Origin of the sequence: Celeribacter indicus (assembly GCF_000819565.1) — a bacterium.
Taxonomy (GTDB): domain Bacteria; phylum Pseudomonadota; class Alphaproteobacteria; order Rhodobacterales; family Rhodobacteraceae; genus Celeribacter; species Celeribacter indicus.
On record NZ_CP004397.1, the window covers coordinates 1 to 19,262 of the forward strand.

General features: G+C 59.1%; 19 protein-coding genes. 12 read left to right on the forward strand and 7 right to left on the reverse strand.

What is annotated here, in order from left to right; translation table 11 throughout:
- From P73_RS24060 to P73_RS24080, 5 genes are all read left to right on the forward strand, one after another.
- Nucleotides 1-1,035: a replication initiator protein A gene (locus P73_RS24060; protein WP_043872377.1), complete on the forward strand. Its 1,035-nt coding sequence runs from the start codon at nucleotides 1-3 to the stop codon at nucleotides 1,033-1,035.
- A gap of 112 nt (nucleotides 1,036-1,147) precedes the next feature.
- On the forward strand, nucleotides 1,148-1,816 hold the full coding sequence (locus tag P73_RS24065) for a ParA family protein (protein ID WP_043872378.1): 669 nt from the start codon (nucleotides 1,148-1,150) through the stop codon (nucleotides 1,814-1,816).
- 363 nt (nucleotides 1,817-2,179) lie between these two features.
- Nucleotides 2,180-3,400 carry a DNA (cytosine-5-)-methyltransferase gene (gene dcm, locus P73_RS24070; protein WP_043872379.1) on the forward strand — a complete coding sequence of 407 codons (1,221 nt, stop codon included), beginning with the start codon at nucleotides 2,180-2,182 and terminating at the stop codon, nucleotides 3,398-3,400.
- On the forward strand, nucleotides 3,393-3,854 hold the full coding sequence (locus P73_RS24075; protein ID WP_043872380.1) for a very short patch repair endonuclease: 462 nt from the start codon (nucleotides 3,393-3,395) through the stop codon (nucleotides 3,852-3,854). Before dcm ends, P73_RS24075 begins: the two co-directional genes overlap by 8 nt.
- The gene (locus P73_RS24080) at nucleotides 3,832-5,175 is read left to right on the forward strand and encodes an MvaI/BcnI family restriction endonuclease (RefSeq protein ID WP_217639053.1); all 1,344 of its coding nucleotides are present in this window, start codon (nucleotides 3,832-3,834) and stop codon (nucleotides 5,173-5,175) included. The genes P73_RS24075 and P73_RS24080 overlap by 23 nt, the downstream gene beginning before the upstream one ends.
- A 78-nt stretch (nucleotides 5,176-5,253) precedes the next feature.
- Here P73_RS24080 and P73_RS24085 read toward each other — a convergent pair whose 3' ends face one another.
- Both P73_RS24085 and P73_RS24090 read right to left on the reverse strand, forming a co-directional pair.
- Nucleotides 5,254-5,973 (reverse strand): hypothetical protein, encoded by a 720-nt coding sequence (locus P73_RS24085; protein WP_043872382.1) that lies wholly within the window; start codon nucleotides 5,971-5,973, stop codon nucleotides 5,254-5,256.
- A 29-nt stretch (nucleotides 5,974-6,002) separates the two neighbouring features.
- Nucleotides 6,003-6,542 (reverse strand): recombinase family protein, encoded by a 540-nt coding sequence (locus P73_RS24090; protein ID WP_043872383.1) that lies wholly within the window; start codon nucleotides 6,540-6,542, stop codon nucleotides 6,003-6,005.
- 115 nt (nucleotides 6,543-6,657) lie between these two features.
- On the opposite strand from P73_RS24090, the gene P73_RS24095 reads away from it, so the two are divergent.
- The gene (locus P73_RS24095) at nucleotides 6,658-7,710 is read left to right on the forward strand and encodes a DNA cytosine methyltransferase (RefSeq protein ID WP_043872384.1); all 1,053 of its coding nucleotides are present in this window, start codon (nucleotides 6,658-6,660) and stop codon (nucleotides 7,708-7,710) included.
- The gene (locus P73_RS24100; RefSeq protein WP_074743467.1) at nucleotides 7,688-8,308 is read left to right on the forward strand and encodes an ATP-binding protein; all 621 of its coding nucleotides are present in this window, start codon (nucleotides 7,688-7,690) and stop codon (nucleotides 8,306-8,308) included. The genes P73_RS24095 and P73_RS24100 overlap by 23 nt, the downstream gene beginning before the upstream one ends.
- Before the next feature lie 179 nt (nucleotides 8,309-8,487).
- On the opposite strand, the gene P73_RS24105 is transcribed toward P73_RS24100, so the two are convergent.
- Nucleotides 8,488-9,909 (reverse strand): IS1380 family transposase, encoded by a 1,422-nt coding sequence (locus P73_RS24105; protein WP_074743528.1) that lies wholly within the window; start codon nucleotides 9,907-9,909, stop codon nucleotides 8,488-8,490.
- A 140-nt stretch (nucleotides 9,910-10,049) separates the two neighbouring features.
- Between P73_RS24105 and P73_RS24110 the strand changes: the two genes are divergently transcribed.
- Nucleotides 10,050-11,105 carry a hypothetical protein gene (locus tag P73_RS24110; protein WP_052453663.1) on the forward strand — a complete coding sequence of 352 codons (1,056 nt, stop codon included), beginning with the start codon at nucleotides 10,050-10,052 and terminating at the stop codon, nucleotides 11,103-11,105.
- A gap of 228 nt (nucleotides 11,106-11,333) precedes the next feature.
- Here the strand turns inward: P73_RS24110 and P73_RS24115 are convergent, their stop codons facing one another.
- Nucleotides 11,334-12,392, reverse strand: coding sequence for a ParA family protein (locus P73_RS24115; protein ID WP_043872386.1), 1,059 nt, complete (start codon nucleotides 12,390-12,392; stop codon nucleotides 11,334-11,336).
- A 298-nt stretch (nucleotides 12,393-12,690) separates the two neighbouring features.
- Nucleotides 12,691-13,575 carry an ArdC family protein gene (locus P73_RS24125; RefSeq protein ID WP_043872388.1) on the reverse strand — a complete coding sequence of 295 codons (885 nt, stop codon included), beginning with the start codon at nucleotides 13,573-13,575 and terminating at the stop codon, nucleotides 12,691-12,693.
- A gap of 460 nt (nucleotides 13,576-14,035) precedes the next feature.
- Between P73_RS24125 and P73_RS24130 the strand changes: the two genes are divergently transcribed.
- Nucleotides 14,036-14,245, forward strand: a complete 210-nt coding sequence (locus P73_RS24130; protein ID WP_043872389.1) for a helix-turn-helix domain-containing protein — start codon at nucleotides 14,036-14,038, stop codon at nucleotides 14,243-14,245.
- A gap of 32 nt (nucleotides 14,246-14,277) precedes the next feature.
- On the opposite strand, the gene P73_RS24135 is transcribed toward P73_RS24130, so the two are convergent.
- Together P73_RS24135 and mobQ are read right to left on the reverse strand one after the other, a co-directional pair.
- Nucleotides 14,278-14,553: a hypothetical protein gene (locus tag P73_RS24135; RefSeq protein ID WP_043872390.1), complete on the reverse strand. Its 276-nt coding sequence runs from the start codon at nucleotides 14,551-14,553 to the stop codon at nucleotides 14,278-14,280.
- A 35-nt stretch (nucleotides 14,554-14,588) separates the two neighbouring features.
- Nucleotides 14,589-15,881: a MobQ family relaxase gene (gene mobQ, locus P73_RS24140; protein WP_043872391.1), complete on the reverse strand. Its 1,293-nt coding sequence runs from the start codon at nucleotides 15,879-15,881 to the stop codon at nucleotides 14,589-14,591.
- Between the two features lie 638 nt (nucleotides 15,882-16,519).
- On the opposite strand from mobQ, the gene P73_RS24145 reads away from it, so the two are divergent.
- Genes P73_RS24145 through P73_RS24155 form a run of 3 tightly spaced genes read left to right on the forward strand, consistent with a single transcriptional unit; the run spans nucleotide 16,520 to nucleotide 19,037 of the window.
- Complete coding sequence (locus tag P73_RS24145) at nucleotides 16,520-16,810, forward strand: hypothetical protein (RefSeq protein ID WP_043872392.1); 291 nt, start codon at nucleotides 16,520-16,522, stop codon at nucleotides 16,808-16,810.
- Nucleotides 16,810-18,468 (forward strand): type IV secretory system conjugative DNA transfer family protein, encoded by a 1,659-nt coding sequence (locus P73_RS24150; protein ID WP_043872395.1) that lies wholly within the window; start codon nucleotides 16,810-16,812, stop codon nucleotides 18,466-18,468. Before P73_RS24145 ends, P73_RS24150 begins: the two co-directional genes overlap by 1 nt.
- A 17-nt stretch (nucleotides 18,469-18,485) precedes the next feature.
- On the forward strand, nucleotides 18,486-19,037 hold the full coding sequence (locus tag P73_RS24155) for a hypothetical protein (protein WP_043872393.1): 552 nt from the start codon (nucleotides 18,486-18,488) through the stop codon (nucleotides 19,035-19,037).
- The last annotated feature ends 225 nt before the right edge of the window (nucleotides 19,038-19,262 follow it).

Here is a 19,262-nt window from a genome sequence, read left to right on the forward strand (position 1 = left end):
ATGGTAACTGATAACACGAATACTCTCGCCCCGCTCCTGCCGGATCGCCATCCGCAGCATGATCTGTTCATTTGTGATGTGGCTGACGCTGTCCTGAAGGACGTGATGCAACACATGGAGCATCCGTTTTATTCCCTCTCAAAGAAGCCTGAGACGACGATCAAGCGCTATGAGAATGGCGATAAGTGGCTTCAGATCACGCCAAGCGTGAAGGGGCTGGCGACGATCTACGACAAGGACATTCTGATCTACTGTATCAGTCAGATCATGGCAAAGCTGAAGGCGGGAGAAGCCGTTTCGCCCCGTGTCCGGATTAACTCCAGAGAGCTGCTGATCTTCACCAACCGGGGTACAAGTGGCCGGGAATACCAGTCTCTGCGCGATGCCCTTGATCGCCTCGAAGGGACGCGGATCAGGACAAACATTGTCACTGGCGATGAAGAGCAAGTCGATGGCTTTGGACTGATCGACGCGTCCTCAATCCGCCGAAAGCACGGTTTGGACGGGCGTCTCTTATGGTGTGAAGTGAAGCTGTCAGACTGGGTTTTCAACGCAATCCGGAACGAAGAGGTACTGACCCTCCACCGGGACTACTTCCGCCTGCGCAAGCCGATTGAAAGACGGGTGTACGAGATCGCCCGGAAGCATTGCGGGCAGCAGAAAACCTGGCGCATCACGCTGGCAAAGTTGCTGCTTAAGACCGGGTCGCAAAGCCCACAGAAGCGCTTTCGGCAGATGATCCGGCAACTCGCAGAGCATGACCATTTGCCGGATTACCACGTTACCTTTGAAGATGAAGCCGACATGGTGGTGTTCACCAATCGCGGCACGATGTCCCCTGCCCAGCTTGTCGAAGGCAGAATTCCACCGCTGCAGTCTGACACCTACGAAGAAGCGCGCCATGCAGCGCCCGGTTGGGACGTTCGGTTCTTGGAGCGTGAGTGGCGCGACTGGTGTGTTGAGCCGCCCCGCAATGCAGATCGAGCTTTCATTGGGTTCTGCCGGAAGTGGTTTGAGAAGCGAGGCAGGCCCTGAGATTAAAAAACCGGTAATGGAAATAAATCCGGTAACAGAATAATTTCCGGTGTTGGATTTAATTCCGGTATGGGATATAAATCTGGTAACAACAAAGTGGCAGGATCGAGCAATGCCCGTCATCGTTATGGCAAGCCCCAAAGGTGGGGTTGGAAAATCGACATGCGCCGTTCTTCTGGCGTCTGAGTTCGCCCGCATGGGCGCGGATGTCACGGTGCTTGACTGTGACCCGAACAAGTCTCTTACCCGGTGGGCATCTCATGGCGCACCTTCTGGTGTGACCCTGAAGAGCGATGTTGGTCGTTCAGAGATCGTTCCGACCATCCGGAGCGCAGACGGTGACGGCAAGATCGTCATTGTGGACTTGGAAGGTGTTGCGTCCCAACTCGTAAGCCGCGCCATCTCACAGGCGGACCTGGTGATCGTCCCGATGCAGCCGACAGCGCTCGACGCAGAGATCGGCTCCGAGGCGCTGGCGTTGGTCCGTGAGGAGGAAGAAGCGCTTGGGCGGTCAATCCGGCACGCTGTGGTGCTGACCAAGACCAGCGCAGCGGTCAAAAGCCGCGTCCATAAGGAGTTGGAAGCACAGCTCAACAGGGCAGGGATCGACGTGATCGAACCATCTTTGGTTGCGCGCTCAGCGTTCTCGGAGCTGTTTGCCTATGGGGGAGATCTGACAGCGATGATGAATGACCCTGAGATGGTCACAGGCGGCAAGGTAGATAAGGCGTTGGCGAACGCTCAGGCATTCACGGAGGCTGTTTATGAGCGGCTCAAATAGACTTGCAGGACTCAAGGCGCGCCCGAAAGATACGACCGTTGAAGAAGTCCGACGCGTAGATGAAGTTGGCGAAGCGAGAGGCTTTCTGGATCGAACCCCAAGGAAGAAGCCGGGCCGCAAACCAAGTCCACGCACGTATCAGTTACATCCCAAAGTGCTGCCGGAAGTTGGTGAAGCAATAGCTTCTGAGGCTGAAGCGCTTGGGATCACACAGGGGCAACTCATAGAGCGGATGTGGTCTGCCTATCGTGGCTAGCCGTACTCGCCGCTCACATTTTCCCTAAATGTTCTTGCCTTTAGGGAATCTTAGCGCCAGAGTGTCAGAAAAATTCCCAGATAAAGACAGAGCGGAACTGACCTGACATGACAGAATTTGAGATGCTGCTGACGCAGAGCGGATGGTCGATGCCTGAAGCCGCCAAAGCTCTGGGATATTCCGAAGGCCACCTCTACCGCTGGAAGCGGGGTGAGGAAGTGCCGCGCGAAGCTGTAATGAAGCTGCTTCGGATGGAAGTGCGTTCAAGGCAACGCCATGACAACAACGCATCATTCTCTTTCATCGATCTCTTTGCGGGGATCGGTGGCTTGCGAAGAGCCATGGAAGGGGCAGGGGGCCGTTGTGTCTTCACATCGGAATGGGACCGTTTCGCCCAGCAGACCTATCACGCCAACTTCCCCGACAATCGCCCAATCGCGGGAGATATCCGCGAGGTAGACCCAGAGGATATCCCGGATCACGATGTTCTTGTGGCCGGTTTCCCGTGCCAGCCGTTCTCAATCGCTGGTGTATCCAAGAAGAACGCGCTTGGACGTGCGCACGGCTTCCTCGATGAAACCCAGGGTACATTGTTTTTCGACGTGCTGCGCATCCTGATGCACCACCGCCCGGCGGCCTTCATGCTGGAGAACGTCAAGAATCTGAAAAGCCATGATAAGGGCCGGACATTTGAGGTGATCCGGCGCGCTCTGACCGAGGAGCTGGGGTACACGCTGCATACCCAGATCATCGACGCGGCCAACTTCGTGCCACAGCACCGGGAACGGATCGTTATGGTCGGCTTCCGGGAAGCCACGGACTTCAGCTTTGAAGAACTGAATCTGCCCGGACGGCAGGGCAGGGGGATGCGGGATATTCTGCACCCGGAGAACGGGGCTGAGGCCCCAGAAGGGCATTACACGGTTGGTCCTGATGCAAAGGTCAGCGACAAGTACACGCTCACAGACAAGCTCTGGGCGTACCTGCAGGACTACGCTGCCAAGCACCGGGCCAAAGGCAACGGGTTTGGGTTTGGCCTCGTTGATGGCGACAGCATCGCAAGGACGCTGTCGGCACGCTACTATAAGGACGGCTCGGAAATCCTTGTCAGCCGCGGTGAAGGCAGGAACCCACGCCGCCTGACACCTCGTGAATGTGCAAGGCTGATGGGATTTGATGACAGTTTCAGGATTCCGGTTTCGGATACTCAGGCGTACAAGCAGTTTGGCAACTCCGTAGCCGTGCCGGTCTTTGCGGAAGTCGCCCGGCTGATGCAACCTCACGTCCTGAAACTGATGGATCAGCCCCGGCTGCAAAAGGTTGGCTGACGTTCATTCTGCTGACGCGCGCCGCCGTAACATGGCGGCGATCCGGGGGAAGGATACAAAGCCGGAGTTGATGATCCGGCGCGCGCTGCACGCCAAAGGGTTTCGCTACAGGCTACAGGGCAGGGGCCTTCCCGGCAGACCTGACATCGTACTGCCAAAGCATCACGCCGTGATCTTCGTGCATGGCTGTTTCTGGCACCGGCATGACTGCCCATTGTTCCGCTGGCCGCAAACCCGGCAGGGCTTCTGGCGCGAGAAAATCAATGGCAACGCCCGCCGTGATGCCGAGGCTGTTGGCCACCTTCTCGACGTGGGCTGGAGAGTGGGCATCGTTTGGGAATGTGCCCTCAAAGGGCGCGGCAAGCGGCCTTTGCCTGAAGTTATTGACTCCCTTTCCCTCTGGCTGTCCTCTGACACAAAGCAGTTTTGTGTTGAAGGCCAATGGATTGACTGACCCTGTTGTTCGCATTCTTGATCAGATGGCAGCTCATGGAGCCACGCGTTTCTACGCCAAGCAACTGGCTCCGAATGACAACTCCAAGAACCAAGTTTATCTCGGCGGCGGATTCGGTGCGCTGAACATCATCCCGCATGGCGAGATCGAAGAGGACGGTAGTCAGGTCGCAGGGTCTGTGCGGGATCGTGCAAAAGCGCCGGTGGATTTCTGGTGGATGGACGAACAGGGCATAGCACCCGCGCCGGATGCTCAGTTGATCCTCTACCCCAAATACCCTGAAGTGCGCATGTCCGGCTTTCTGCGCGGCGCGGCGCGCGCGCCAGCACCGCTCATGCGGTCACGCGATGAAGGGCGGGTGCTGTTCTTCGGCGTTTGCCAGGATGGGCGGGTTATCGGCCATGTTGTCGGCAGAGAGACACCGGAAGCGGCGACTTTGGCTGATAAAGTGGACACGCTGGAAGCCTCAGGGGTCTTCCTTGATCTGCAATCGCTTCGGCAGAAGGGCGCAAGCTCCCGCCAGATGCTGCTTGATGCCCTACGCCGCATCCACGCCAAAGGCTGGGTGCCTTCACAGAAGATGGGCAAGAACGGCTTGGCTGCCCCCTATAACGCGCGGAATGGCGGCGGATACACCCTGGAGGCGGAACTTGGTATCTCGCCCAACGGGTATGCTGAACCGGACTATCTGGGCTGGGAGGTCAAACAGTACGGCGTGCGGGATTTCGTGAAGTATCTCGCGAAAAGCCCGGTCACGCTGATGACGCCGGAACCGACCGGCGGGGTGTATCGGGATGAAGGAGTTGAGGCTTTTCTGCGCCGTTATGGCTATCCCGACAAGTCGGGCAAGGAAGGCCGGATAAACTTCGGCGGCGTCTATGCCAGTGGCCGGGATTTCCACAATGATACGGGTCTGAAACTGGTCCTGGAGGGGTTCGACCCTGATAAGGGCAAGATCACAGATGTGGAGGGGCAGATCGCGCTGATCGACCGGGAAGACGTGGTTGCTGCCTCGTGGGGCTTCAAAGGCGTAATTGGTCACTGGAACCGGAAACATGCCAAGGCTGTCTATGTGCCATCCCTGATGCGCGCGCCGCCGCCGGAATACAGCTACGGTTCACGAGTCGAGCTTTGTGAAGGAACGGATGTCCTGCTTCTGTTGCAGGCGCTGGCCTCAGGCGCGGTGTATTATGATCCTGGGATCAAGATGGAGAAAGCAGACACGCCTGCTCCAGTGACTAAGCGGCGAAGCCAGTTTCGGGTTAAGCACAACGATCTCAGTGGGCTTTATCAAACTAGTAAGCGAGAACGCTTGGCTTGAACAGGCGGGCTCTTGTAAGCTTACCAATATCCTGCGCAATTGAGGTTATGTTGGGTAAATCTGTCACGGCATTCTTCCTCAAATGCGATCCCACGCCACCTCGGTAGCAAGATACTCGCGGATCACTGTGCGGACGACGAATTGGCCTTGGTCCATAACCGCGAAGCGGTAGACATTCGGCTGAACCACAACCCAGCCATCCGGTCTCATATCGTCGCCGGTAACAAGCCGCTGCATCAAGCGGCTGCCTACCTCAGGCCATCCGGCCCCGTAGTCGATAGTTTCAAAGTTGGCCAGTATATCCGGGGACAGGGTAGGGATCGGCTGGATCGCTACGCGCGCAGGTTCACCTTCCGCTGGCTGCCCATGCTCGAACAGGACATGGCCTCGAGCATTCTTTACAACGACATTCTGAATCTTCGCCATGTCTGGGACAAAGGTGATCTGATCGTTTCCTTCTGCGTCCTTCACGATCTGAAGTTGGGAATCGATTTCATCCTGAAGGCGATAGTTGCTCCTAAGTATCTTCTCGGATCGCGCAACAACCTGTTGGTCCGGGTCTGCGCTGCCTGCGAGAACCGATCCCAGGAATGCTGTAAAATACTCCTCGTCATTCGAGAACGAAGTGTTGCAGGACTTGCATATGCGGACTGTCGGAAGATCATTCGGAAAGGGGCGGTCAAGTATGGTTTTAGAGGGCACATGGTCGAGATTGCTCTCGACGTTTCCCAAGACAGCGTTGCAGTGGATACACCACCCCTTGTGCCGTTCGTCAGCATAGTCCCGCATCTGTTTCATCGGTAATTTTCTTCCACCTTCAATAAAATTTAAGCCCGCCGCACAGTCCGCTCGCTGACCTTGAAAAGCCGCGCAATCTCTGGGACAGCACGGTGTTCATCGTCCCTCATGCGGCGCACCTCTTCCTTCTGAGCAGGTGAAAGGGCAGGGGGCCTGCCCCCAATGCGGCCACGTTTGCGCGCGGACGCCAAACCTTCCTTGGTCCGTTCGGAGATCCGTTCGCGCTCGAACTGTGCAATGGATGCGAAGACGTGGAACACAAGACGACCTGCCGGCGTCGTCGTGTCGATGTCCTCAGCAAGGGACCGGAAGCCGGCGCCGCGTCCGCGTATCGTCTCAACAATCTCTAGAAGGTCCTTCAGCGACCGGGCGAGGCGGTCGTACTTGGTAACGGTTACGATATCCCCGTCGCGGAGTTGCTCTAACATTCTGTCCAGCTCGGGTCTCTCACGCTTCGATCCACTGATCCGGTCGGCAAACAGCTTGTTTGCTCCGGCCGCCGTCAGGGCGTCCGTCTGGGCATCGAGGCTCTGGTCCTCCGTGCTGACGCGGGCATATCCGATAATCATCTTGCGACATGGCCAGAAACGTATAGTTTTGTCCAGAACCTAGAGACCAACCAAAGCCCCGACAGGTGGCGCGTGGAGCCGAAAAAGATTGGAAGATAGGCCAGAGCCAGAGCCGTTGGGTGAAGTTGTTGATCTGTTCTGTGGCGTCGGTTCTCTGAGTCACGGCCTCATGCGGGCCGGTTTCGATATCAGGGCAGGCTACGATACCGACAGACGCTGCAAACACGCATTCGAAACCAACAATGAGGCGACTTTCCATACGAGGGATGTTGCGCTGTTGCAGCCGGAAGAAATCCTGGCTCACTTCTCGGGCGAGCGTCCGTCCGTGCTGGCAGGTTGCGCTCCATGCCAACCCTTCTCAACCTATAAGCAACGCTATGACGAAGACCCGAGATGGGATTTGGTTGACAGCTTCGCGCGACTTGCCGTGAAGGTTTCGCCAGACTTCATCACAATGGAAAATGTCCCCGCACTTCTGAAATACAAGGCCGGGGCCGTGTTCTCGAACTTCAGCCAGACCCTTCAGAATGCCGGATACCATGTGAGTTGGCAGGTCGCGAAATGTGAGCTGTTCGGCGTGCCGCAGAAACGACGACGCCTCGTTGTGGTTGCCTCTAAGGCCGCGAATCCGCCCCAGCTCTCGCCAACACATCAAACACCCCTGACGGTGAAGGATGCGATTGCAAACCTGCCGCCTGTCTCGGCGGGAACAAGAGCAGAGAACGATCCTCTGCACATCTCAGCGTCCCTGTCCGAGACCAATCTACGCCGCATCCGCGCATCAAAACCGGGCGGAACATGGCGGGACTGGCCCTACGAACTGAGGGCAAAATGTCATCAGCGATCGTCCGGGAAAACATACTCGGGAGTGTATGCGCGGATGGTCTGGGATGCGCCGTCTCCAACGATGACAACCCAATGCTATGGGTATGGCAACGGTAGATTTGGTCATCCTGAACAGGACAGGGCCATTACCTTGAGGGAAGCGGCGCTCTTGCAGTCCTTTCCGCCCCATTATTCATTTTTGCCCGATGGCGAAATTCCGAACATGTCTGAAGTCGGCAGGTGGATCGGCAACGCCGTTCCGGTCGGGCTAGCGCAGGCGATCGGCAGATGTATCGGTTCAGTGATTGAGGAGAACGAGTTTGGCAGCAGAGAAATCACCTGATCCCTACCGCTTCGAGATTTCACTGAGTGTTCTGAACCATCTCGGGCGAAACCTTTACAGGAACTTCGTCACGGTTCTTGGCGAGGCAATTTCAAACTCTTGGGACGCCAACGCCAAGAACGTCTGGATCGAGATTGACCGGGAAAATTCGTCATTTTCGATAAAGGACGATGGCGACGGCATGGACAGCGGAGACTTTCAGGGCAAATTCCTGAAGATCGGGTATTCCAAGCGCAAGGCGGGTGGCAGCAAGTCCTCCACCGGACGGCCCTATATCGGTGCCAAAGGTATAGGCAAACTGGCACTGCTTTCATGCGCAAAGCGCGTTTCCGTGTTCTCCAAAACAGGCGGCACAGACTACGTGGGCGGTGTTATCGACAATGCGGGCCTAGACGGCGCAATTCTGGGTGACAGAAGCACCGAAGAGTATCCGCTGGAACAACTGGACTTCTCGCTCATCAGCGAACTGCGTGAAGGCCACCAAAAGGGCACGATAATCTACTTCGAAGGCACGAACGACCAGCTCAAGAACTCCGACGCTTACATAAACCCGCATTATTCGCCGAGCCGGCTCGGCGGCGCGCTGGAGGCGGGTTGAAGCCGTTCTTGCCGGCTTCTGGGCACCAGCATGTTGCCGATGAGAGCTACGCATCCCGGTTTGGTTGAGAGAGTGGACGAGACGACATCCTTTGGATGATTTCGCCCTTTGGATCGGCCACGACTTCTGGCCGCCCCTGGGCGTTCATTCTGTCGGCGGCATCTGCAACTTGCTCGCGATTATGGGTCGGCCCCGCGTAGCATCTGGATCTGCGGCCAGATGGCGGCCCAGTAGGGCGCGGCCGTTGCGGCAAGTATCAAGGTCATGCGCCGGGCTGAGATGATGAGACGAGCGCCGGCGCGCAGCACGCGTTCCCGCAGGCGGCGCAGGCTCCAAGGGGCTTTCGTGGCGCGCGCCATGGCCCGGCGCGCCACGTGCATGATCTGGTAGGCGAGCATGGCGACGAGCAACCGGACTTCGTTGCAGGCGAAGGCATCGATGGGGGGCGTGACCGATTTCGGCTTCTTGCCGCGCAGATGGGTCTTGGCGCGATTGGTGGAGGACAGCGCTGGAGACAGCACGTCCATCAGCTCGCCCATGTGGCCTTCTGCTTTGCCGCGCTGGCGATAATGGTCCAGCAGGGCCTGCCCCTTCATCTGGAAGCGCGAGATCGAGGTGACGAGGAAGAAGCGGTCGAGCAGCAGATCGCCCTCGCGCTCCTTGACCACCAGCACCACACGGCGGGGCTCGTCCCAGCCCTGCGCCTGGTATTCCAGCTCATGCGTCCAAAGCCGCGGTTCCGTCGGCCGTCGTCCCGGCGGTCGCTTCATGTGCGGCGCCGCGAGCCTGTCGAGGGCTGCGTTCGCCCGCAGGCGGGCGACGTGGTGGATGCCGCGCCCCTCCAGGCCCGACAGGAGCGCGCCAGAGGGGAAGCCTGCATCGATGCGCACGGTCGTGATCTTGCACAGGCTGGCCTCGGCCCGATCGACGACGTCGAGAATGACGTCCAGCGCACCGTCGGCAGTGCCGACATTGCCGGGGCGTAAACGCGCGTCGAGCATGTCGCCGGTCTCGGCGATGGAGGTGACCAGCGGGTGATAGACCCGGGTCCGGTAGTGCCCGTTCCACTCGGCCTTCGGTTGATGGCCATGCACCTCGATGGGCAGACTGTCGACGTCCAGCGTCATGCGAGTGCGCCGCTGCCCGCCATTCTCGGCGCGCAGGTTCCGACCGGCGAGTTCGAGGGCAGCCTCCCGCAGAACCTTCAGGTTGCCTGGCTCCGCCAGCATCGCTGTGCAACGCGAAAGCGTGGGCTGAGAGGCCAGCCCAGGGTGCCCAGTCAGCGGCGTCAGCCCGGCCGACGAGGCGGCCGCCACACGCATCGCTGGATCATGCCGCAGGGCATCCGCATCGTCGTGGTCCTGCCAACCCTGAGCAACCAGGAGCACCATGGTCCGCAAGAGCGACGGCAGGTCATGCACGACATCGGCTTGGCGGCGGCTGTCCTTCATCCGCGCCGCCATCCAGCCGATAATCCCGGTCGCGTCGAGAGCTTCTCGCAGCAGTACTGCGCCAGGATCGCCCGTCAGGCGCTCGGCGCGAGTTTCGATCGAAAGAGAGCGGTTGAATCCGGCCGTGACCGGCCGTAGCGTTTCACCCATGCGTGCGTCCGAAGCTGCTGGCGGATTTTGGTGTAGCAACTTGATTCTACGGCGCTTTCAGGCGCACGCAACCTGCCCCCATCGATTTGGATGAATAAACCGGGATAAAGAAGCTTCTTGCCCTGAGCTTCAAATTCTCGTTGCTGGACGAAGAGTTTACGATCCATGTCAGCGGCGATCCCGTCACTGTTGACGACCTGAAGCCGTTGTCCGACGCGACCCAGTTTCTATGGAGCGTCAACGGCTACACCGACGCCTACATTGATGGATTGAACACCCTCGAACTGCCCGCGTCGGAAGTGACGACACCGTTGGATATCAAGGGGTTTGTCGCATCGGTAAAGAAACCGGCCAACCTCAAAATCACCGGAACCGACGAGCGCGCCACAATCGACCTGTTTGTGAATGGCAGACTCCGCGAGAAGAACATCATACGGCACATCCCGTCCCAACGGATTGTGGAAAGCTATATCTACGGGCAAATCCACTTTGACACCCTCGATCGCGAAGGCACCGATCCCTTTACCAGCAGCCGGGAAGGTATCGTGGAAGACGATGAGAAATTCCGCAGTCTGATGGATTATCTCAAGCGGGATTTGCTCACAAAGATCATTGATGAGTGGGACAAGTTTCGCCTCGAAGTCAAAGACGAAGGCGACGACGACAACACGCGGAAATCCAAGCGTGACAGGAAGGCGCAGGCACTGGTGTCAGAGGCGAAGAAAGACTTTCAACCTAATGACGACGCGCCGACAAAGGATATTGTCGAGGAATGGCTGACCGAGATGCAGGCGGATGCCGAGTTCAACACTTCTGCATATGTGGACTGTTTTTTGTCGGAAAATTTGGTCCGCAAGTACATTGGTCATAAAAACCTCAGCCCGATCGACGGTATCCAGAAAGAGATCGTCAAATTCAAAGAGCGAGAGGAGAAAACCAAGCAGGCAGCAAATATCAGCTTCCCGATCCGGCAAACTTCTCTCGATCTGAGCTACTTGGATATGGACGCACTGGCATTCACAGCAGAGGGCAGCAAGTCGACAAACACGCAGTCCCTTTGGGGCGACGCAATCGGATTCAAGCCTGTCCGAAACGCTGTAGGCCACACGGGTCGCCTCACGAATGTGGCTAAAAACCACCTGAACACGACTTTCGAGAATATCAAAGCGCGGGTCAGGACACTCCTATCAAACTAGCAGGTTCCATGCGCTAACCTGTCCACGTTGGATGTGGGCCAGATTTGACCAGCCTGAACTGCCAAAAACCTGCCAAAACATCAAGGGTTTTGCTAGGCGTTTTTGGCACGGCCAAGTCATTGATCTCGGGCAGGATGCGGCATGTGGCCAAAAACGACCGTTTATGGCCTTAAGGATTACCCGAGGGCTTGTCTATGACGCATGATATCCAAGCCCTCGGCGCAAAAGCTATTCGATTTCTTGGACAAACCCGGCGATGTTTGGTTGCTGCTTATCCAACTGCGACTGGTTGACCATGACCGATCGGCCTGCAAAGCTCTTCTGACCTGCAGTCAGCCGGTTGATCGGGATACCCATCGCGCCAGACACGACCGATGCAGTGTTCGCATCGTTGATCTGCTCTTCGAACATCTGCTTGAAACCTCGCTTGCTGGTCGGGGCAGGAGTGCCGCTTGGGTGTGGGCAGAACAGTTGCGGTTGATTTTGCCAGACCGAAAAGACTTCGTCGAAGATCTCATTAACAACATTCCTAAAGGCGCTTGCAGAACTGTTGTTCATTTGGGTGAGGCGGTTGCCCACGTAGCTGTAGATCAAAGGCAGGGACATCCGGTACTGCATGGAATTTCTGTAGAATTCCGATTGCACCTGTCCAGGGCGGCGCTGAATACCATAAACGAGGGACAGCACCGATTTCACAGCACGCTTGGATGATCCATCTGCAGAAAACGGGATAATTAACCGGTCTGCCGCGCTCATCGCCATTTCCGTGTAAATTGTGAAACTGGGATTGCAGTCGATAAACACAGTAATCCGCTCTTGTCCCCAAGAGCGACGAACGTCCTCAATTAAGTCACTGATCCAAGTATGAACAATACGCCATGCGTCCGCAGGACCTGCAGTGCAGGCCAGACGAACCTGCGAAGATTGCATCTCTAGTTCTTCGTCGCCACACACCAGGTACAGGTTATCACTCACAAAATGGTTGTGTTGGCTTACCTGCGTCAGGAAATTCGCGCCGCTGTGCGGTGTCATGTAGGGGCTGACTATGCGCTCAGCCACGTATCCTGAAATAGTTTGGGCCGGGCGGTTCGCAGACAACGCTTCAATAGCGTCCTCACCGCGCTCCATCCCCCCCAGCAACATACTGGAGGAGTTCGCTTGCGGGCACAGGTCCACGACCAAAACTTTCTGTTGGGGGTGTGTACGTGCGTACTCGCTTGCGACCTGAAACGAGAGATAGCTTTTCCCGACTCCCCCCTTGTTGTTCCATAGTGCGTAAATTGACATGCTCTTGCTCTCCACTTGTTTGACGCCTCTTCGCACGTATCGCTTGTTTACTCGTAATATTTTTTGCTCATCGCTATTCGAAATATGGGTAGCAGCTCGACTCCCAGCCAAAAAGCGAAGTGCATCTCTTCCGGGCATTCCATGCCCGTCTGCGCGAAGCGCCGGGCCTGTCGGCGGGTGGCCATCTGGCTGCCCGCCGACAGGTCACCCAGAAACCACCCACGCCCAAGACCACGCCACAGCGCAAAAGGCCCCCGCCTGCTGACGGGGGCCTCGATCATTTCGGCGGTGCGGGCTGTTACTCGGCGGCCATCCTGTCGGCCTGTGCCGTGCGGGCCATGATGTAATCCACGGCCTTCTGCGCCTCGGACGCGGCGCGGAAAATCGCACGGCTGTCTTCCTTCATCGCCTCAAGCCATCCTTCGACATAGGCCGCGCTCTGGTCAAATTCAGGCTCCACCCCGATCTGCGCGCAAAGCATGCAGTTTCCGATTTCGGCGACCAGCTCCTCGAACGCATAGGCCTTGCGGTCATTGAACCGGCCCAAGCGGTCAAGCCGCTTTGTCGCGCCTGTCCAGTGGGTCAGCTCATGCGCCAAGGTGCCGTAATATCCTGCGGCCCTGTGAAACGTGCCAATCGGCGGCATATGAATCCGGTCGGTCTTGATGTTGTAATAGGCGCGCGGCTCCTCGGTCACGTCGATCTGCGCGCCGGACGCGGCAAAGAAGGCCTCCAACGTGGGGTCGGCTACGGTGCCAAGATCGCGGGGCGGATCGGGCAGGATATAGAATTCAGCGGGCAAGCCCTCGATCTGATCGGCATTGAACACGCGGTAGGCCTTGGCATAGGGGATCTGGCGTTCCTCGCCGTTCTCGTCCTCACGCTCAACGGTGCCGTATTTCACGACCGTGGCGGATTTCTCGCCCTTGCGAACATGGCCCCCAAACTGCTTGGCCTGATTGAACGTCATCCAGCGAGCTGAGCTGTAATCCTTGGCCATCGCCGTGGCCCAAAGCATCAGGATGTTGATACCCCGATAAGCCTCGCCGTTGAACCGTTCCGGCAAGCTGACCGATACGCCACCGCCGGTCCACGGCTTGCGCCAGGGCGGCGTTCCCGCCTCGATCTGCGCAATGATCTGATTGGTGACATGGGAATAAACGTCAAACTTTTCTGCGGTCATTTGTGACCCTCCTTCGAGTGACGCGGGCCGGGTTTCTTCCCCTTTCCGCCGATGGGCGGGCCTTCCTGTTCTGATCTTTGGAATGCCCATGCATTCCGAAGGGCAGAGCAGGTAAGGGCAAAGCCCGTCCTGCGGCCCGGCGGGGCCGTGACAACCGGGTGGAGGGCGTGAATTTGGGAGGGAACCGCGCGCCTGCGCGTGGGAGGAACCGGAATTCTCGACCGGAACCGACGCCATCGGCGGCGCTTGCCGGTTTTCTCGGACCTGCCGGGATGGCAGGCGGATCAACAGGATTGGAAACTGTCAGGGTTGGGGTGAGCGGGCTTCAGCCCGTCGATCCCCTGCACTGTCTATCGCTCAAAGCGAGACCGGCATACTGCCGGGATCACAGGACCGACTTTCAACGAATGTCGCATATATCGCGTGGAGCCGATGGCTGTCGGCAGGGTAAAACCACCAGATGAACCTCCGGGAACGCGTAGCAAAGAACATCATTGATCGCCGCAAGAGCATTGGCCTGAGTCAGGAAGACCTGGCGAGACAGGCTGGCCTCAGCCGTGCCTATGTCGGCAAGATCGAGAACGCGCGATTTTCTGTGACCATCGACACGATTGAGAAGATTGCTCATGCCCTGGAGGTTGAAGCGGATGTCCTGTTCGAACCTCGATAGCCAGACGCGAAAGCAGCGATCTCTGGCTTGCTTCACTCGACCGGTGCATCCGGTTTTTGATCGAACAGGATCACCCTCCCATCCCCACTGTCCGGATCGTTGACCAGGACAAACGGCACATCCGCGCCGTCCGTCTCATAGAGACAGCGGTACTTCATCCGGCCATCGAGCGGATCGCGCACCCGGTCGTATCGGTAGCTGTGCGGGATGCCCTTCTCGATCCAGCCTTCGACACCTGCGGGCGTCACAAGCGATAACGGCTTTCCGTCCAGCAAGATCGTCTTGCCCACGTTGAATACTTCATACATCCGGTCTGTCTCCTCTGTCGTTTCACCGGGTTGCGTCACAGGCTGTGACCTTCGCCACGATCCCTGTCCCGCGTGTTTTCGTTCTCGTCGTCGCCGCGCTCCTGTTCGCGTTCGTCCTCGATTTCCAGCCTTTCGCGCGGCTTGTTCAGCACGTCTTTCAGGCGCTCGTTGACGGACGGCTTGCGCACCGCGCGTCCTGTCTCCTCGCCCAGATCATATTCGCTGTGACCGTCCAGCTTGTGAACCGCCGCCTGGCCATCATGCCCGGCGTCCTTCTCCATGATCTCCTTCAGCCGCTCCCGCGCATAATTGCGGTCTTCCGGTTTCGGCGTGTCGCCCTGGTCCCGCGACCGGGCCACGACGCGCGCCAGCCGCTCCCGGAAATCCTCCGGGTTTCGGTCGCGGTCGCGATCTTTTGCAGTTGCAGCCCTGAGTGCTGCCAGACCGGCAGAGACACGGCCCTGCCCGGCCTCGCGCTCGATGCCATAGGTCTCGCGTGCCAGTTCCAGCCGCGCGCGCATTTCACGGAACGCGGCGCGGGCCTGGCGGGCGGCATGGACCACGGCCCCGCGCTCGGTGACGGGTTTGTATTCCCGTCCCTGGCGCTCGGCCATCGCCTTGGCCCGGCGTTCCATGGAATTGGCGGCTGGCCCCAGCTTCAGCTCGGGGTCGCGGTCCAGCTCCTCGGCCGACAGTTCGTCGCCGCGCTTCAAAGCATCTTCGCGTTGCGCTTCGAGCGACCGGTGATCGACGCGCTCCACCTCCCCTGCCCGCTCCAGAGCGCGGTTCTGCAACTCGGCCCAGAGGCCGCGCATCTGCTCGATCTCGACACCACCGGTTTTCGCGGAATCGAGCACCCGCGTCTTGGCCGTGAAGCCACCCGGTTCCAGCTTGCGGGTGGAGGTCAGGACATGGGCATGGTGGTTCCGCTGATCGCCCTCGCGGTGCGGGGCATGGATCGCCACATCGACGGCCACGCCGTAGCGGCTGACCAGCTCCTGGGCGAAGTCGCGGGTGATCTGGGACCGGGCCTCGGCGCTGATCTCGGACGGCAGGGCCAGCTCCCACTCGCGGGCGGTGACGGAGTTGCGGCGGGTCTCGCTGGCCTCGACCTCGTTCCAGAGGCGAGACCGGTCCGTGGCCCAGTCCGGCGCGTCCTTCGGTGCCAGGATGAAGGTCTCCTCGATCCCCTGCTTGCGGGTGTAATCGTGGACGCGACCTTCACGCTGGCACTCAATGCGCTCCCCGACACGGTAGGCCGCGGCTGCCGTGGCAGAGCGCCCGGCGCTGCGTTTGATCGTTTTCACGGAGAGGTGGTAGCTGGCCATGCGCCCTACTCTCTCCGATGAAGCGAACGATCATCGCGCGCGCCACTGCTGACCCATGCCCCAACATGGGCCACCGGGTCAGCTGTCTTTTCCCCGATGGATCGCGCCTTGCCCCGGCGCGGTACGAGTGGAAAAGACAGCCCGCCCGAAGCGAGCCTTTGGCTCTCTGAGGCGCGGGCTTGCCAGTGATCTGCCCCCAGATCCCCAGCCTCATGGGGGACGGGATATGGGGACAGATCACTGACGGTTTGCCGGGGGCAAACCAGGTATCGCGAAGGGGTGTCAGCACCACAAAGCGATACCTCCCGCAAGGGAGACGCCAGCGGCAGACCGGCCCCCACAGTGGGGCATCGGGCGAGACGCTGGTGCGACCTTGAGGGACGCGATCCAACCGCTGAGGTTGGTTCTGGAGAGTTTGGGAGGGCGAAGGCACCTCCCATTCCGGCGCGTCTCGCGTCGGACGGAGTTCGCCATCGGCTGAGGCTTTGCCTCAAGGAGATCGCACGCAAATCTCGGAACCGCAGGTGGAGAGTTTGCATAAGTGCGCCCTTGTCCTTTACAGGACTACGGGTAAGCGCTATCGCTGGTTGTGGCAAGCCTAACCTTTACACCTGCCCTCTTTGAAGTGGACTCCCGAATTGGCCGAGACTGAGCTTGAACGCGCCGAGAAACGCTATGCCCAGGCCAAGGCCCGCCTGCAGGCTCTGAAGAACAGGGAAGCCACCAGACAGCGCAAGCTGGATACACGCCGCAAGGTGATCCTGGGCGGGGCGCTCATGGACCTGGCGGAACGGGATACGAGTGCCGCCGCGATGCTCGACCGGCTGATCCGCAACCTCTCCCGTGAACAGGACCGCAAGGCCTTTGCTGAGTGGGACACCCCCTCCCACTCCCCGTCTCCTGACACTGGCCAGAGTGACGCGACATGATGCGCGCCCTCAGCCTGGCCTTCTGGCGGCTCTTCCGGTTCATCCAGGTTCTGATCGTTACCCCGATCCTGGTCGGGGGGACTCTCGTCTTCCTGCTGATCGGCGCAGCCGTTGGTGCGGTGGTCGCGACCCCGCTCGTCTTCGCCTTCTTCGACCAGGCTCCTGGGGAAAGCCTCGCCAACTGGCTGGTGCTGATCCCCTGCATGGTCATCGGTGCCGTGGTCGGTGTGGCGATGTGGTTCCAGATGTCCGGGGCCGAAACCTTCTTCGGGAACCTCGTCGGGGCTAGCCACGGCTCAGCGCGTTTCGCGGGCAAGCGGGAGCTGAAGGCTCTGGAGCAGGCGAAGGGTCTTCTGATCGGGCGCAACCCGCGCACCGGCAAGCTCCTGTCCTATGACGGCCCAGCCCATCTTCTGACCCTCGCTCCCACGCGGGCGGGCAAAGGCGTTGGTACGGTGATCCCGAACCTGCTGGCGGCGGACCGCTCCGTGCTTGTCATCGACCCCAAGGGCGAGAATGCCCGGATCGCCGGAGCGGCACGGGAACGGTTCGGCACCGTCCATGTCCTCGATCCCTTCGAGGTCTCAGGACGGTCCTCTTCCGCCTACAACCCGCTCGACCGTCTATCGGCAGACAGCCCCGATCTGAGCGAAGATGCCGCCTCTCTGGCGGATGCGCTGGTGGTCGATCCGGCGCACCAGACCGGAGATGCCCATTGGAACGAGGAGGCCAAGGCGCTGATCGGCGGACTGATCATGTTCTGTGCGGCCCATGAAGAGCCGGAGCGGCGCAACCTCGGGTCCGTCCGGGAATATCTCACCTTGCCCCCGGATCGGCTGAAGGCTCTGCTGGAGCTGATGCAGGAGAGCGAGTCAGCGGACGGGCTGATTGCCCGCGCCGCAAACCGCTTCGTCGGCAAGGCAGAACGGGAAGCCGCTTCGGTCCTGTCGAACGCGCAGCGCCACACCCATTTTCTGGACAGTCCCCGGATCGCGAAATGCATGGCCCGTTCGGATTTCACCTTCTCCGATCTCCGTCACCGGATCACCTCTGTCTTCCTCGTTCTGCCGCCCAACCGTCTCGACGCCTACAGCCGCTGGCTGCGCCTGCTGGTCTCCCAGGCTCTCCAGGACATTGCACGGGACGCGGAACGGCCTCAGGGCGCATCAGAGGGCCGCTCTGAGCGTCTCAAGGCCCCTGCCCTCTTCCTTCTCGATGAATTCGCCGCCCTGGGCCGTCTGGAGGCTGTGGAGCGCGCCATGGGGCTGATGGCAGGCTATGGCCTTCAGCTTTGGCCGATCCTGCAGGACATGAGCCAGCTTCGCGATCTCTACGGACAACGTGCCGCGACCTTCGTGGCCAATGCCGGGGTGCAACAGGTATTCGGGGTGAACGATTACGACACGGCGAAATGGCTGAGCCAGACAATGGGACAGGAAACCATTGGCTATCAGACCGAAAGCCGCAAACCGGGTGACATGCCCACGACCGGCATACAAGTCACGGGCCGTGATCTCCTGACCCCGGACGAAATCATGCAGTTCCAGCCTGAACTTCAGCTCCTGCGCGTCCAGGGGCAGGCCACCGCCGTCGCGCAAAAGCTGCGCTACTACGCTGATCCTGAATTTGCCGGGCTGTTCACGCCCGACGCCCGATAACCCGAAAGAAATCCGCCATGTCTGATACCTCCGCCTCCCCCGCTCCGCTTTCAGATGATGATCTGCGCGAGACGCTTGATCTCCTCGCCACGGCGGTCGCTAGCATTTCGGATCGGGTGGATGATCAGACGCGCGTACTCGACCGCGTGAACAAGACGGCGACGGAAGCCCGCTCTGCTGCCTTCGCGGCCCAAAAACAGACGGACCCGGAACACTATGGCGAGATTGTCGGCGCGACCATCGACAGCAGGATCGGCGACACCCTGACCCGCGTTGGCCAGATGGCCGGTGATCTGCTGCGGGCGTCCAACCACACTCAGGAAGTTCTCAGGAAAGCAGAGGATGCCAAGTCGGACACCACGCGCCAGCTTTGGGAACGGGAACAGAAGCTGGATCGCTTCAAGGGCCGTCTTCCATGGTTCGGCCTTAGTGCCGTCGTTCTTGCTCTTGTCCTGACGGTGACGCTTCCTCGTTTCTTAGCCAGCAACGCGTCCACATGTGCTGTGCTTGGTGCCTCCTGGACTAGGACAACCACAGGCGTCGATGCGTGTGTGTTCTATCAGCGGTGAGCCGTGATGTGCTGACGATAGTAAGTCCTGCCTGAGAAGCTGGGTGTTATATATGTGTTAGAATCTGTGTTACGCATCTTCAGAATTGGCGTAGAGTTTTGAAAAATAATGGAATTCTCCAAATGCGGGTAACTGATAACACGAATCTCGGTAACTGAAATCCTGCTTTTGGTAACTGATAACACGAATCTTGACTACGGTAACTAAAACCACGAATGTCGACTC